The organism is Bacteroides togonis (assembly GCF_900130135.1).
GTDB lineage: Bacteria > Bacteroidota > Bacteroidia > Bacteroidales > Bacteroidaceae > Bacteroides > Bacteroides pullorum.
Genome location: NZ_LT670820.1, coordinates 1,559,163 through 1,574,055, shown reverse-complemented (window position 1 = coordinate 1,574,055; position 14,893 = coordinate 1,559,163). Strand labels below are relative to the sequence as shown.

The window sequence follows — 14,893 nt, the reverse complement described above, 5'->3', positions numbered from 1 at the left end:
TAGCCATGTGTACGTATAGGTATGTGTACGTGTAGCAATATATACATGTTTACACGTACACGTGAATACACAGATATATTCAAGTCAATAACAATCAAAATATTATGAATATGAATAAATACTTCTCATTTGCCATTGTAGTATTCCTAATGGCAGTACCATTGGTATTAACTTCTTGTGGCAAAGACAACATTTTGGATGATGTTGAAGAGCTTCAGCCGGAGTTGAAAGTATGGACGGAGCCTTATCATGTTGAAAGTTCAACCATAGACGAGGTCAAGAACTATATGGAGTTTTCAATGAAGCGATATGGTCTTGTATCGGAGGCAACAATAGCTGGTTCTATTCAACTCACTTACAAAACCGGCAACGGTAATGAGGGTATCCTATATAGCTTTTATGCTTCAAATGGGGAATTGTATTCGGTAATAGATACAGAGCTGATAGCTAATAGCCGTCTGGTTATCGACTATTTGAAGGAACATTATTCTCTGATTGTTCCGGCGAACGAGGCAACACTTGAATACTGTTTCACGAACTCAGACAGGTCAATGGTCATTACGACTGCAAAGGTTTCTGACACCTATTTCAACGTAAATTACGCCTACGTCAATTGATATTGTCTTATATAGCTTTGAGCCATCATCAAGTCTTATGATTTGGTGGTGGCTTTTTGTATACATGTATTCATATGAGGGTGTGTCGTAATACGCGATTCACCCTCTTTTCTTTATCAACGATAAGAGCGTTGTTAACTTTTTCAAGCAGCGATATTCTGAAGATAATCTCGATATTTTGTTCCCAATAGCTTAAATGAGTGGTAATAAGGCCGTAAAGGTGTTTAATTGGCCAATTTATCCCCTCTTTATTCATCTTGGTACACATCTTTTTTATATTGAAGGCGATGGCCAGGAAGGAAAAGTCCATAAGGACCTTGTCCTTTCCAAAATGACGGAAGCGCTTGTAGTTCATGTTGAATTTTATCTGTCCAAATACAGCTTCCGGTTCTATACACCTTTGCCCTCTGTGTTTCAGTCCTTCTTCGGAACAGAGAAGTTCCCGGGCTTTCTGTTTGTATATCCTGAGTCGGTGATTCAGTTCTATCGTCCTGTTTCCTTTAGCTTTAAAACACAGACATCTTAACGGACACCCTTCGCATCTGACAGCCCTATACCTGGCATATTCGACTACATATCCGGATTCGGTTTTCGTATGCCTGGTACCTGCCCTCTGCATCTTTTGTCCCATTGGACAGACGCAGTAGTCCTGTTCTTCATTGTAGAAAAAGTTTTCGGCTTTAAAAGGATTCGGTTTAAATCTTGGCCGCTGCTCCATGTGGAAACAATTGTATTTGACGTATGCTTCCATCCCGTTTTCCGACATAAAGTGGTAATTCTCTTCTGATCCGTAACCGGAATCAGCAACCACCGTATGAGCCAAACGGCCGTATCTGTCGTCAAAGGACTTCAGAAAGGGAATCATCGTCAAGGTGTCAGTCGGATTCGGAAAAAGAGAATAATCGATAATGAATTGATTTTCCGTAGCAATCTGAAGATTATATCCTGGTTTTGTCTGACCGTTGTGCATGGCATCCTCCTTCATTCTCATAAAAGTGGCCTCTTTGTCTGTCTTGGAATAAGAGTTGCGGTCCTGAAGATTGTCCAGATGGTTATTGTATTCCTGAAGCTTATCTCTATGTGCTTCCAGTTCTTTCAGCTGCTTGCGTTTCTTTCCCAGCGCAGATTTCTGCTCTTTCGTGGATGGTTCTGAAGTCTGTTCAAGAGCAGTGCGTAATTCTCCCGCCATTTCTGTCAGCATGGAAGGAGTAAACTCAATTTCCTCGTTGTTTTCCGAAGCTTTTTCCTGAGCGATGACGTCATCTATTTGGCTTAACAAAACACTGATTTTCTTCATCAGTCGTTCACGGTTTCGCTCAACGCTCTTCCGCCATACAAAAGTATATTTGTTGGCCTTGGACTCAATCTTTGTTCCGTCAATATATTCCACATTCAGACTGATGAAACCTTTGGATGAAAGCAGAAGTACGGTTTGGGTAAACACTTCGTTGATCTCCTTCTTCACCCGATTACGGAAACGGTTGATAGTAATAAAGTCCGGTTTCTCATAACCGGCTAACCAAATGTAATGGATATCACGACGAAGGAGCTTTTCTATTTTCCGGCAGGAGTATATATTGTTCATATAGGCATACAAGATAACCTTTAGCATCATCTTGGGATGGTAAGGACTACGGCCGCATTCTTTGTATAACTTCCTGAAACCTTCAAGATTCAGGCTTTCAACCAAAGCGTCAACCATGCGTATAGGATCGTTTTCTGCAATATCTTCATCGATTCTTTGCGGAAATAGTACCGTTTGGTTGGGAGTGTAGGGACGAAAATGTATCTTTGCCATATGTATAAATCTTTAGGCTTAAAGATACAAAATCTTTAGGTAATAACAAAGCCCCAGCTTGTGAAAGTCGGGGCTTTGTGCTAAACAAAGAAGGTGTGCTTTTTGACACACCTTCACTTGTATAGGTGTATACATGTAAACGTGTGGACATGAATACATGTGGACATTGGATGAATGAAAGATAATTCTCTAAATCATTGATAGACAAATGAAATAAACCCTTTATAGTTGAATCTAAATTCGCCTTCTTGTAATTGATTAAAGCATATTTCATAAGCTTTTTGTATGCTGACAATTCACGGCTTGTCAGATTTTCACCGCAAAATTACTGTGAATGTCCGAACGCCAAGTACCGATTCTCTAATGTGTCTCAGATTGGTATGGCAACCTTCCGCAAATCAGAGATTTGGGTATTCCATACAAATCTACAGCCATTTACTTGTCTTATCTTCCATGTCTCACAGTATCGGGAGCGTGAAAATTTGAAGCCCTTTGAAATTGTCATGATTTCACAAAAGGGAAATGATTAATTTTAATACTTATAGATATGGAAGTACAAAAGATTCATCCGGCAGAAGAGTATCTTCGCAACGAAAAGAACCCCACATCATTGTATGTCAGAATTAGTGGAGAACGTAGAAAGTTGTTCATTAACCGCAGTGACGGAGAGGGAGTGATTGGCATTATTGCAAAAGGTAAACGCAAACGAGGTTATGTTTTCAATGCCTGGTCAAGCATTGAGAAAGTCTATTATCCGACCACTGAAAATGAAGAAGAGGCAGAAAAGAAGATGATTCTCAAATACCAGAAACTTGCCAGACTTGCCACACATACAAATGATTGGTTGCGCAGGATTGCAGGTGCGGATTTGACAAAATCCCTTTACGAGAACCATATAACCACAGGAACAGGTATTGACGGAAAATGTATCAGATTGAGCACCATCGAGAAGTATTGCGGCTACATGGTGATGGCATGCTTCAGGGAAGCCTTCAAAAAGAAAGAGAAGTATTCAAGCTATAGGTTTGACTTTTGCGGTTATGACGGGACACTTTGGTGTGAACCGAAAGAGAATGGTGATATGATAGCCGGATTCAGCAAGGAATACCGAAATTGTGGTAACGGTTATTATTATCTGCTTATCAATGATGATTGTGTGATAGGTTATGACATAGACTGATATAGTTATAATTCAAACAGACCATATCGGGAAGCCCCGATGTGGACTGTTTGAAGATCGAGTATGCTGACGGTTGATTACCTCTTTTAATACTTACATTCCAGGTTGGAAAGTAGTGAATATATTCCTTGAAAAGTCGTTGGTTGTTATTCCATAGCCAAAATTCCTGTTTATAAGACGTAGTCAGTTCTGATATATGTTTGAATCTGTAACGTTATTTGTAGAACTTTTTTTACTCTTCGCCCACGCCAATGTCCGCATTCGCAAACAGTTTGCCATAGAGATATTCTGTCCATGGTCGAGTGGATCGACTATAGCCAGAACATCCCTCTGTCAAAAGTACGGCAGGAGCATTCCGCTATCAAAGATAGTGGAGAGCTCCTTAATGCCGTACTTGCTGTTGGCGTTGCAGGACATTTCCCACCCGACAGTTGTAATGCTATGCTCTTACCACTCCACCAGCTAACGCTTGCCTTAAACTTTATAATCTTAGAGTTTTCTTTTTCCTTTAATCTTCGCCCACACCAATGTCCGCATCCGCTAACAGTTTGCCATAGAGATATTCTGTCCATGGTCGAGTGGATCGACTATATCCAGAACATCCCTCTGTCAAAGGTACAGCAGGAGCATTCCGCTATCAAAGATAGTGGAGAGCTCTCTCATGCCGTACTTGCTGTTGGCGTTGCAGGACATTTCCCACCCGACAGTTGTAATGCTATGCTCTTACTTCTTTATAAGCTGACGCTTCCCTTGACTTTTATAATCTTAGAGTTTTCTTTTTCTTGTAATCTTCGCCCACACCAATGTCCGCATTCGCTAACAGTTTGCCATAGAGGTATTCTGTCCATGGTCGAGTGAATCGACTATATCCAGAACACCCCTCTGTCAAAGGTACGGTAAGAGCATTCCGCTATCAAAGATAGTGGAGAGCTCCTTGATGCCGTACTTGCTGTTGGCGATGCGAGACATTTCCCACCCGACAGTTATAATGCTATACTCTTACTTCTTTATCAGCTGACGCTTCCATTGGTTTTTGTAATCATAGAGTTTTCATTTCTGTAATCTTCGCCCACACCAATGTCCGCATCCTCTAACAGTTTGCCATAGAAGTATTCTGTCCATGGTCGAGTGAATCGACTATATCCAGAACACCCCTCTGTCAAAGGTACGTCAGGAGCATGAAGGTGTGTCAAAAAGCACACCTTCTTTGTTTAGCACAAAGCCCCGACTTTCACAAGCTGGGGCTTTGTTATTACCTAAAGATTTTGTATCTTTAAGCCTAAAGATTTATACATATGGCAAAGATACATTTTCGTCCCTACACTCCCAACCAAACGGTACTATTTCCGCAAAGAATCGATGAAGATATTGCAGAAAACGATCCTATACGCATGGTTGACGCTTTGGTTGAAAGCCTGAATCTTGAAGGTTTCAGGAAGTTATACAAAGAATGCGGCCGTAGTCCTTACCATCCCAAGATGATGCTAAAGGTTATCTTGTATGCCTATATGAACAATATATACTCCTGCCGGAAAATAGAAAAGCTCCTTCGTCGTGATATCCATTACATTTGGTTAGCCGGTTATGAGAAACCGGACTTTATTACTATCAACCGTTTCCGTAATCGGGTGAAGAAGGAGATCAACGAAGTGTTTACCCAAACCGTACTTCTGCTTTCATCCAAAGGTTTCATCAGTCTGAATGTGGAATATATTGACGGAACAAAGATTGAGTCCAAGGCCAACAAATATACTTTTGTATGGCGGAAGAGCGTTGAGCGAAACCGTGAACGACTGATGAAGAAAATCAGTGTTTTGTTAAGCCAAATAGATGACGTCATCGCTCAGGAAAAAGCTTCGGAAAACAACGAGGAAATTGAGTTTACTCCTTCCATGCTGACAGAAATGGCGGGAGAATTACGCACTGCTCTTGAACAGACTTCAGAACCATCCACGAAAGAGCAGAAATCTGCGCTGGGAAAGAAACGCAAGCAGCTGAAAGAACTGGAAGCACATAGAGATAAGCTTCAGGAATACAATAACCATCTGGACAATCTTCAGGACCGCAACTCTTATTCCAAGACAGACAAAGAGGCCACTTTTATGAGAATGAAGGAGGATGCCATGCACAACGGTCAGACAAAACCAGGATATAATCTTCAGATTGCTACGGAAAATCAATTCATTATCGATTATTCTCTTTTTCCGAATCCGACTGACACCTTGACGATGATTCCCTTTCTGAAGTCCTTTGCCGACAGATACGGCCGTTTGGCTCATACGGTGGTTGCTGATTCCGGTTACGGATCAGAAGAGAATTACCACTTTATGTCGGAAAACGGGATGGAAGCATACGTCAAATACAATTGTTTCCACATGGAGCAGCGGCCAAGATTTAAACCGAATCCTTTTAAAGCCGAAAACTTTTTCTACAATGAAGAACAGGACTACTGCGTCTGTCCAATGGGACAAAAGATGCAGAGGGCAGGTACCAGGCATACGAAAACCGAATCCGGATATGTAGTCGAATATGCCAGGTATAGGGCTGTCAGATGCGAAGGGTGTCCGTTAAGATGTCTGTGTTTTAAAGCTAAAGGAAACAGGACGATAGAACTGAATCACCGACTCAGGATATACAAACAGAAAGCCCGGGAACTTCTCTGTTCCGAAGAAGGACTGAAACACAGAGGGCAAAGGTGTATAGAACCGGAAGCTGTATTTGGACAGATAAAATTCAACATGAACTACAAGCGCTTCCGTCATTTTGGAAAGGACAAGGTCCTTATGGACTTTTCCTTCCTGGCCATCGCCTTCAATATAAAAAAGATGTGTACCAAGATGAATAAAGAGGGGATAAATTGGCCAATTAAACACCTTTACGGCCTTATTACCCACTCATTTAAGCTATTGGGAACAAAATATCGAGATTATCTTCAGAATATCGCTGCTTGAAAAAGTTAACAACGCTCTTATCGTTGATAAAGAAAAGAGGGTGAATCGCGTATTACGACACACCCTCGAGCTCCTTGATGCCGTACTTGCTGTTGGCGGTGCAGGACATTTCCCACCCGACAGTTATAATGATTGTATTCAGTTATAAAGTTCCTATATACTAGTATTTTAACCATTGTGTCTTCATTCCTACTTGTGATTCAGCGAACTTTTTTCTGCAAAGTTGTTGCATCCATCACCAAATTGGCAAGTCGTTCTTAGTAAACAATCTTCCTTTTCCTTGAAAAGAGTATTGTCCACTGAAGACTTGCTGTATTGGTTTGTCTGCACTTTGTAAAACAGAAAAAACTTCCCGATCACAGTCCGAAAGGACTTAACAAAAGGGAAACAAAATCAGAGTGCAGTATGAACACAGTGAATGTTTACATCAAAGGTCAGGAAGACAAGGAACTGATTAGTTTCTTGCGATATTTTCCTTCACGCATCAAGAACATAGGAATGGACGCAGTTTTTGACCGTCAGATTGTCTATGACTACAAGGATGGCCGCAACCACCTGGAGGTGGCCAAATGCGTGGCAAAGTTCCTTGTAAAGAAGTTTGGCCGTAAGATATGCAATGTGGTATTCTCGTGCATCCCTGCAAGTAGTCCGGAACGTAACGAAATGAGAAACAGACATTTTTCCGAGCTTGTATGCAAGTTTTCCGGAGCCATTGACGGGTTCTCTCATGTGAGTGTCATCGGTGAACGTACTGCAGTCCATGGAACAAAGATAAAAAAGGAAGAGCGTGCCAAACGGATAAATGAGCAGAACAACATTGAGATTGATGCTGATTTCTTCAAGAACAAGGAGGTCTGCATTTGGGATGATGTAGTCACAACGGGTGCATCCTTTAATGCCTATGTCTCCCAATTAGAACAGGCCGGAGCTCATGTGACCAACGGCATCTTCCTTGCCAAAACAAGCTATAAATACGTACTAAAATGACAATTATGAATGATTTGAAATTTGACAGGACAGTCTCAGCTGCTTTTACAGGACATCGGTTCTATGACTTTTCCCAAAGGGAATTTATTCAGGAACGCCTTACTTCGGCAATATCCGAAGCCTATGACCATGGCATCAGGAATTTCATTTCCGGATTTGCTTTGGGAATAGACCTGATGGCAGCACAGTTGGTACAATCGCTGAAATGTAATTTGCCCGGAATATCTCTGACTGCAGCCATACCATTTGAAGGCCAGGCAGAGAGATATAATATCTATGATAAAAGAGTTTATAGACGGTTGCTTGAACTGGCTGATAAGGTAATTGTGCTCAGTGACTGCTATTATCCGAGGTGCTTCCTTGACCGAGACGAGTTTATGGTTGAGAATGCTTCATATCTCATTGCCTATTATGATGGCCGTGAGAAAGGTGGAACATACTACACCGTTAAAAAGGCACGGGCGAGGGGCATCCCGATTATTAATGTGTATTGATTTTAAATGGAACGAGTATGAATGAAATTTTTGATACTGTTATTGTCTTTTTCGTCTTCCGTCTTTTCTTCTACATCGTGGAAGTATGGTGGAATGGAGATGAACGGAACGATTTCAGAAGAGACAGATAGCAATCTTGATATATAAGTCAAGTACAGGTGAGTAGGAGTGGTCTTGCCATCAGCTTCTACAGGACAATCACGCTTTCATTGCAGGGATAAGTTTTTATCCTTGCTGGGTCTTTGCGTATTTTGGTGAACGAAACTTCGGTATAACTCGTTATAACTCCGGAGTACCATGTCTTCTGATAGACAGAATATTATCAATCAGAAGCACTTTCTCGTCCGATAACGTGATTGTTCTTGTCATCTCGTCGTATTTCTTGACTGTACCTGTTATTGACACGTATTTGCCTCCCTCTTTTTGAGCATCAGGTACGTAATGCACGAAAGTGTATTCTTCCTGTCCCGGCACCTGTTCAATGACGCAGGTGAGTTTTCTTGTAAGACTTGCCATCTCATCATCAGAAAGGAGTTTCTTGGGGGTAGTCAGCCTTGCTGTTTCTGCTATCGCTTCGTCATGACCGGTGAGAGCTGCAAACGGGGCAAACTGGGCGGCACGGTTCTCCATGGACATGGGTGTCCTGTTCTTCGATACGTGGTGTGGCAGGTTGATTATGTCGTCATATTTACTCATGGTGTCCTCCAATCTGTTGGTTACGTTCTTTCTGGGTAGCTCCATCTGCATAGTTGATGCCTTTCAGGATGGCATTCTTACCAAACTTCTTCTTTATACTCAGGATAGCTTCCTGACGTCTGCGTTCCTTCTCAGCCTTTTCCTCGTCAGCCTTCCGCTGTTTTTCAGACTCCTCTGGGTCAGTAAAAAGATCGAGCTGGACGATTTTAGGTTGCTTCTTATACAGCTCTTCATGGATGAGGTGATTCACCGACAGGTTAAGACGGCGCACGAGTAGGACAGGATTCACTATGCGGTCGTACAGCTCGGCCACTTTTTCGGAGATGACACTGCCTGACGAAGTTGGCTCCTCGATATTTATAGTACCATGAGCATGGACCGGCACCTGTCTGCCATAATGGTCTGTTGTAATCTTACCATGGTACTTCTCCCTTATTGAAGGGTTGGTCAATGATTCAATGTCGTACCCCACGGTAAGCACTAATTGGTCGGTGAGCAGCCTCTTGTCCACAAGATCGAGCGACACACTGTCGACCATTTCGAGTATCACATTACGGGCCTTATCCGTCGTGTAAGCCGACTGGAGTACCTGACCGGAACTCAATGATTTGCTTTCAGGACGATAGGCTTTCACATACTCCATGGTGACAGGTTCCCATCCCCAGGCATGGTCAATAAGCAGTTCAGCATTGACTCCAAACATCTGGTATAGGAAGCCTTCGTGTTCTATAGAGCATCTTGCCACATCACCCATCGTCAGGATATTGTACTGAGCCAGGCGGTTGGCAATGCCTTTGCCTACTCGCCAGAAGTCAGTGAGAGGCGTGTGCTCCCAAAGCATCCTGCGGTAAGACATTTCATCCAGCTCGGCAATGCGTACACCGTTCTCGTCGGGCGGCATCTTCTTGGCCACAATGTCCATGGCTACCTTGCACAGATACATGTTGGTACCTATTCCTGCCGTAGCTGTAATGCCTGTTTCCGAAAGGACATGACGGATCATCTTCATCGCCAGCTCATGAGCAGTCATCCTGTATGTTGCAAGATAGGTGGTCGCATCGATGAAGACCTCGTCGATGGAATAGACGTGGATGTCATCCGGACTGATATATTTCAGGTAGATGTCGTAGATTCTTGTACTGTATTCTATGTAGTGAGCCATACGGGGAGGTGCCACCACATAGTCAATGGCAAGGCTTTTATTGCTGTCCAGCTCCTTCTTCGAGTAGGATTTTCCACTGTTACCTCGCTGCCTGTTTGCTACACGTACTTTCTCAATCACCTCGAATAAGCGAGGACGGCCTCCGGTACCATACTTTTTTAATGCCGGCGAAACAGCCAGGCAGATGGTCTTTTCCGTTCGTGAAGCATCAGCCACAACAAGGCATGTGTCGAGCGGATCCAATCCCCGTTCAACACATTCTACTGAAGCATAGAATGATTTCAGATCTATGGCTATATATTGTCGTAATGGCTCTGTACTCATTATATTTCCGGAAAACGATACAAAGATAACGAGAATCCTCTAAAATTCTTGAATATTGTTATTGCTTATCAGTTATATACAGCCCATATCTCACTCTTACATGCAGTTCCGGACTGATTTTCACCTGTTATATGTCTGCCTTTAAGCACATCCGCTGTCGTGTCAGAGGAAAATTTTTCAGCGAAGTTATCTTGGATCTGTCAAACTGCAAGACGTGTCTGGTGAACAATCTTCCTTTAAGCGACAGGCACTTAAAGAGTATTCTTCACGCCATTCTTGCCTTATTTGCCTTCTCCAAACTTCTGATGCAGAAAAATCTTCCCGACACACAGCTGAAAGGCTGTAACAAAAGGGAAATAAATAATTCACATATTATGACAGCAACAAAATTCAACAATCGTCTGATGACCGCAGAACTGAGAGAGGCTCTGAGTGATTATCCCCTGTATTCACAGGACGCAAAAGGAAAGGATGCGCTTTGCATCGCAGTGTTTCACCTTGGCAATATCCGTTGGTATATTATGGAAGGACAGCCCGAAGGAGATGATTTCACCCTATATGGTATTGTGGTGGGCTTGCAGGAAACAGAGTACGGCTATATGTCAGCAGCAGAGATGGCCGATGTCACTTACGATGCGAGTAAGTACGGACTTGGCTTATTGAAGATTGAACAGGACAGGACTTTCAGACCTTGTGCCCTCAAAGGGATAAAGGACGAAGAACTGCAGTCTTTCTTGTCAAGACTTTACGATGAAAACTAATGTATAACTTAAAATTTGAACAACTATGAAGATTATTGTTATGGATTGCGCAAATGCCCGTATAGATGTTTTGAACGTTCCGGAGAATATGGTTGGAGAGGACGTTGAACTTTTCCTTGTAGAGCACGACTACTCCTTGAATAACATTTCATGGATGGCAGTTCCTGCAGATTATGTTCCGGTGCAGTTTCATGAATATGGCATAGATGAAGAGAATGGCAAGGAGGTACATGAACAAAGGGATGCCAGGTTGAAGAACTTTTCAATCTATGATAGCGTACAGGAGGTAAAGTATCGCGAACAGAAAGAACTTGTTTCTGCAGTCCGCCAATTTGGTGAGAAAGTTGCCGATGGCTATGAATGGCACTTTGAGGGTGATTGTCCAATAGTAGCAGCGTATGACTATGATGAGCCTTGTGATGTGGTAATCCTTGCAGTGAGGATTAACAATGATGGAAGAATAACCATCATAGGTGATGAGAAAAACGACCGGGGCAATGAACATGAGATTGATGCCGATGATATATTTGCTGGCCACATTGATTTCATTACGTCGGAAATTGAGTGATAAGAACAAAGGAACAGGAGCCACAGGGATGGTCTTCTGTTCCTTTACTCGTTGCAGTCTTGTAGTTATAGCTGCTATGCGGATAAACCTTAAACACTCAGATGTCTATTTCCGTAAACCTTGAAAAGCTTCTTCCATCCCTTTCTATAGTCTCAAAAAACATCTTTTCCGGTCTGACCCAATAGGATTTTTCTCCATAGAGAGCCTGATATACAACCATCCGCTCCTGAGTTTCACTGTCAAAAGCGGAATGGATATATTTATAGGTACCACCCTTGAAATGACGGAAATATCTTTCTTCTTTCTTAGGAAACTCCATCAGCATCTTCATGGCCAAGGGTGCATACCAGGTCTTCACTTCCTGTTCTGTAGGAGTATGCGCACCCGGGAAATGATGGGAATTGTTGTAATGTCCCATGAACATGGGCTCATAGTGAGCCAGTCCGTCCTGTTCGCCGAATAGTCCCCAGACACGGTCTCTGTAATACGGATTACAGCAGTCAAACTGAATCTTTTCGAGTTCGGCAAACTCCTCGATTAAAGCTTCATCAATGACTAGTGTCTGATTGCCGTCCTTGCGTGGAGCTTTGTACTGATGCTCACCGATTCTTTCTTTTAAGAATTTCGTCATCTCAAAGTGCGGATTGCCAAGCAATGCCGGGATGCCGACTATCGGGGCGAGAATCTGCGCAAGAAAAGATCCGCAGCTGTTACCCAGCAGCAGGTCGGGCGATTCCTGTTCAATGATGGAGCGTACCTGTTTTAATGCCTCCTTGGGATGAAGCGGAAGGTCGGGTGTTAAGACGAAGGCATGATTTTCAAATGCTTCTTTCAGAGCAACTGCCATCGGACAACTTCCTGTGGCAAAGAATCCGTGAAGGAAAAGTATCTTTTTCATTATAGTCAGCTTTTATTCACATCTTTCGATGTATCCTCTTCATTTTTCTTTTTGATAGGTCCGGAATGGTTTCCTCTATTGAGTTTGATGCCATGCTTGTTCAGAATACGGAACACAGAACTTCTGCTTTTGAAGCCGCTTGCTCTCCATATCTCATCTATAGGATGACCGGCTGCATACAGATTGATGACTGTCTTTTCTCTGTCGAGCTTTTGTAATTTTGTGGAAGAAACCTTCGGTAATGATGCAATCATCTTCGCCTGCAGGTTTACCACATGCTCGGCAGTCTTTCTCAAAGCAAGTACTTCTTCAGGTAAGGCACCCATCATTTCCAGCACATCCGATGGCTTGGTTTCAGGAAAAAGCTGGTTCTTGGAATCAATCCGGTCGTGTATGCTTATGACGCGAATAGCTTTTACCCGGCAAAATTCCAGGAATGTAGCCAGTTCTCGACTGCCACGGATGGCATTTGAAAATTTGGGGATAACAAGTTCATCTCCCCTTTGCAGGGCAACCATGAGTTGCTTCCAAAGCGGTCTGTTGCGTTCGTTCTCATCGCACTCCTCAATAATGCGTATACATCCGAAGTTATTCATCCACTCCCTGTCTTCTTCCAGTTTGTCATACTGGGATATTGCCATGATGTAACCTATCTTTGCCATATTATAAAGGTTTTGACTGATAATCAAACAGTTTTCTTATCTTGTCTTGAAAAATATATAGTATAATAATTCTCCAAGAGTATAATGAACACTACTCTGATGCAAAGGTATAAATTATATTCATATTAGTAATCATACTGATATGGCAGTTTTATGATTGGCTTTTCTTTTCCCAAATTCCTATTACTAATGGATATACATTATAAATCATACTATTATGAGTATGAAATATAAATTAGTCTAAACTGGATATTTTATACCGACAATGTGGAATTTTATCTGTACATTTGCCACATAATAAACAAAAATATGCCAATGATATATAGAACCTAAAATCCGCAACTATCATCCAATACACGATTAAGGGTAGATTTATGAGTCGTTAGTAGTAGCTTTCAGTAAAAAGCAACAGCACAACATCAATATGTAGCCAACATCCCCTTACCCCACGATGCGACTTGAGGAAATACGCAGATTCTAACCGGAAAGAAAGGATTCTTATCCGAATTCTGTTTTGAAGGGTTTTGCATAAGCGCGGTTCTCTGTGTAGATATTCAGCACGTATTGCCTTGCAGTCATGATCCACTTGGCAGGTACGGAGATGAATCTGAAGACAAAAGCCTTTATGCGACTCGTTTTCTTGAGCCCAAAAGCCTTGGTGTCAAGCCTGCTCATGATGGTCTTGTAGAAATTGTGTATCAATGCAGTAAGCAGAAGAAAGACAGTATTCTCCGCCATGAATGACTTGGGGAGCCTGCTCCAACCGAATCCGTTGTTCATGTCGTCAAAGATACGTTCCTTGCCGCCACGCAGATTGTAGAATTCAACAATGTCCCTTGTCGATGACTTGTAATCGTTGGTCAGAATACAACGGTAAGTGTATTCGCCTTCCCATAGGTCAAGGTCGCCACTGTTGCGTCTTTGTCTCTGGATGACAAGACGATAGCACTTGCCTTCCCATTTCTCAACGAGAATGGAATTGAGTTCGAACTGGATGCCGTTAATCTCCTCCGTCTTCCATCCTCTCAGAGCAAAGATGTCATTGTAGAGCGAACTGCATCGGTTGGCACGGATGTAGAAATGTTTGCAATGCTTCTCTATCTCACTGACGATTTCCTTCGAGCAGGAACCGCAGTCTGCCCTGAAGCGATTTACACGGATGTTCTGGGATTCCAGAAGAGCGAAGAATCTCTTATGGGTGTCTGCCTGATGAAAACGCACATTCGTGTTGCCATCGCTGTTCTCGATATAGACTATCTTGTCACCGATAACATATACGCCAGGCCTGTAGCCGAGGAACTTTTTGTAGGTCGGTTTTGCATCATACTTCTCCGTTTCAAGAAACTGATGGTCAAAGTCAACATCGTATTCCTCAATTTCCTTCAACTCGCCTGTAGAAACCAAAGCGTTTATAAGCAATGTGTTGAGTTTGTCTGCAGTATTGAAATCATAGGTCTTGCCTTGGTCGGAAGTATAGGAGATGTTTTCCTGTGTCAGTTCCTTGATGGCTCTGAGGATGGTATCAGAGCTGCATGTACGAAGGGTAGGATGATACGAGAGATGGCGCATCAGTTGTGACGTTACGTCTTCCACGCATGAGCCGCCACAGAAATAAACGCTCATCAGCGAACGGACTATCTCGCTGAACTGATATCCGATGATACTGCGGCATCTCTGACCCAGTGTTGAGTCGATAACGGGTGAAAGCATGGAGTCAAATTTCTCCATGATTGAAAAAATTCCTCCAAAAGGTGTGAGTTTCTCAGATTTTATTTGTACCTTTGCCATGCCTTGT

Annotated in this window: 13 protein-coding genes; 7 read left to right on the top strand and 6 right to left on the bottom strand. The window is 42.6% G+C overall.

What is annotated here, in order from left to right:
• Nucleotides 1-104 precede the first annotated feature (104 nt).
• Entirely contained in the window at nt 105-617 is a 513-nt protein-coding gene (locus BQ8005_RS06875; protein ID WP_004309325.1) for a hypothetical protein, read from the top strand.
• Nucleotides 618-687: 70 nt separating this feature from the next.
• On the opposite strand, the gene BQ8005_RS06870 is transcribed toward BQ8005_RS06875, so the two are convergent.
• Nucleotides 688-2,415 carry an IS1182 family transposase gene (locus BQ8005_RS06870; protein WP_075317537.1) on the bottom strand — a complete coding sequence of 576 codons (1,728 nt, stop codon included), beginning with the start codon at nt 2,413-2,415 and terminating at the stop codon, nt 688-690.
• A gap of 547 nt (nt 2,416-2,962) precedes the next feature.
• Between BQ8005_RS06870 and BQ8005_RS06865 the strand changes: the two genes are divergently transcribed.
• From BQ8005_RS06865 to BQ8005_RS06840, 4 genes are all read left to right on the top strand, one after another.
• Nucleotides 2,963-3,595 (top strand): hypothetical protein, encoded by a 633-nt coding sequence (locus BQ8005_RS06865; protein WP_004309326.1) that lies wholly within the window; start codon nt 2,963-2,965, stop codon nt 3,593-3,595.
• Nucleotides 3,596-4,890: 1,295 nt separating this feature from the next.
• Entirely contained in the window at nt 4,891-6,546 is a 1,656-nt protein-coding gene (locus BQ8005_RS06850; protein ID WP_075317536.1) for an IS1182 family transposase, read from the top strand.
• A gap of 405 nt (nt 6,547-6,951) precedes the next feature.
• Complete coding sequence (locus BQ8005_RS06845; RefSeq protein WP_004312124.1) at nt 6,952-7,533, top strand: hypothetical protein; 582 nt, start codon at nt 6,952-6,954, stop codon at nt 7,531-7,533.
• Nucleotides 7,534-7,538: 5 nt separating this feature from the next.
• On the top strand, nt 7,539-8,027 hold the full coding sequence (locus tag BQ8005_RS06840; protein WP_227194018.1) for an SLOG family protein: 489 nt from the start codon (nt 7,539-7,541) through the stop codon (nt 8,025-8,027).
• A 279-nt stretch (nt 8,028-8,306) separates the two neighbouring features.
• Here the strand turns inward: BQ8005_RS06840 and BQ8005_RS06835 are convergent, their stop codons facing one another.
• The gene (locus BQ8005_RS06835) at nt 8,307-8,723 is read right to left on the bottom strand and encodes a YolD-like family protein (protein WP_075317534.1); all 417 of its coding nucleotides are present in this window, start codon (nt 8,721-8,723) and stop codon (nt 8,307-8,309) included.
• The gene (locus BQ8005_RS06830) at nt 8,716-10,209 is read right to left on the bottom strand and encodes a Y-family DNA polymerase (protein WP_075317533.1); all 1,494 of its coding nucleotides are present in this window, start codon (nt 10,207-10,209) and stop codon (nt 8,716-8,718) included. The genes BQ8005_RS06835 and BQ8005_RS06830 overlap by 8 nt, the downstream gene beginning before the upstream one ends.
• Before the next feature lie 374 nt (nt 10,210-10,583).
• Between BQ8005_RS06830 and BQ8005_RS06825 the strand changes: the two genes are divergently transcribed.
• Nucleotides 10,584-10,970: a DUF2958 domain-containing protein gene (locus tag BQ8005_RS06825; RefSeq protein ID WP_083610603.1), complete on the top strand. Its 387-nt coding sequence runs from the start codon at nt 10,584-10,586 to the stop codon at nt 10,968-10,970.
• A gap of 25 nt (nt 10,971-10,995) precedes the next feature.
• Nucleotides 10,996-11,538, top strand: a complete 543-nt coding sequence (locus BQ8005_RS06820) for a hypothetical protein (protein ID WP_075317532.1) — start codon at nt 10,996-10,998, stop codon at nt 11,536-11,538.
• A gap of 97 nt (nt 11,539-11,635) precedes the next feature.
• Here BQ8005_RS06820 and BQ8005_RS06815 read toward each other — a convergent pair whose 3' ends face one another.
• The 3 genes from BQ8005_RS06815 to BQ8005_RS06805 all read right to left on the bottom strand — a co-directional run bounded on the left by BQ8005_RS06815 (nt 11,636) and on the right by BQ8005_RS06805 (nt 14,886).
• Nucleotides 11,636-12,436 (bottom strand): YqiA/YcfP family alpha/beta fold hydrolase, encoded by an 801-nt coding sequence (locus tag BQ8005_RS06815; RefSeq protein ID WP_075317531.1) that lies wholly within the window; start codon nt 12,434-12,436, stop codon nt 11,636-11,638.
• A gap of 5 nt (nt 12,437-12,441) precedes the next feature.
• Nucleotides 12,442-13,098 (bottom strand): recombinase family protein, encoded by a 657-nt coding sequence (locus BQ8005_RS06810; RefSeq protein ID WP_036631322.1) that lies wholly within the window; start codon nt 13,096-13,098, stop codon nt 12,442-12,444.
• A gap of 498 nt (nt 13,099-13,596) precedes the next feature.
• Nucleotides 13,597-14,886, bottom strand: a complete 1,290-nt coding sequence (locus BQ8005_RS06805; protein WP_005815306.1) for an IS1380-like element IS612 family transposase — start codon at nt 14,884-14,886, stop codon at nt 13,597-13,599.
• Nucleotides 14,887-14,893: the final 7 nt, after the last annotated feature.

Coding starts and splice junctions, on each gene's coding strand:
- BQ8005_RS06825 (WP_083610603.1), top strand. CDS start 10,584: ATGACAGCAACAAAATTCAACAATCGTCTGATGACCGCAGAACTGAGA.
- BQ8005_RS06840 (WP_227194018.1), top strand. CDS start 7,539: ATGAATGATTTGAAATTTGACAGGACAGTCTCAGCTGCTTTTACAGGA.
- BQ8005_RS06830 (WP_075317533.1), bottom strand. CDS start 10,209: ATGAGTACAGAGCCATTACGACAATATATAGCCATAGATCTGAAATCA.
- BQ8005_RS06845 (WP_004312124.1), top strand. CDS start 6,952: ATGAACACAGTGAATGTTTACATCAAAGGTCAGGAAGACAAGGAACTG.
- BQ8005_RS06875 (WP_004309325.1), top strand. CDS start 105: ATGAATATGAATAAATACTTCTCATTTGCCATTGTAGTATTCCTAATG.
- BQ8005_RS06815 (WP_075317531.1), bottom strand. CDS start 12,436: ATGAAAAAGATACTTTTCCTTCACGGATTCTTTGCCACAGGAAGTTGT.
- BQ8005_RS06810 (WP_036631322.1), bottom strand. CDS start 13,098: ATGGCAAAGATAGGTTACATCATGGCAATATCCCAGTATGACAAACTG.
- BQ8005_RS06850 (WP_075317536.1), top strand. CDS start 4,891: ATGGCAAAGATACATTTTCGTCCCTACACTCCCAACCAAACGGTACTA.
- BQ8005_RS06865 (WP_004309326.1), top strand. CDS start 2,963: ATGGAAGTACAAAAGATTCATCCGGCAGAAGAGTATCTTCGCAACGAA.
- BQ8005_RS06835 (WP_075317534.1), bottom strand. CDS start 8,723: ATGAGTAAATATGACGACATAATCAACCTGCCACACCACGTATCGAAG.
- BQ8005_RS06805 (WP_005815306.1), bottom strand. CDS start 14,886: ATGGCAAAGGTACAAATAAAATCTGAGAAACTCACACCTTTTGGAGGA.
- BQ8005_RS06820 (WP_075317532.1), top strand. CDS start 10,996: ATGAAGATTATTGTTATGGATTGCGCAAATGCCCGTATAGATGTTTTG.
- BQ8005_RS06870 (WP_075317537.1), bottom strand. CDS start 2,415: ATGGCAAAGATACATTTTCGTCCCTACACTCCCAACCAAACGGTACTA.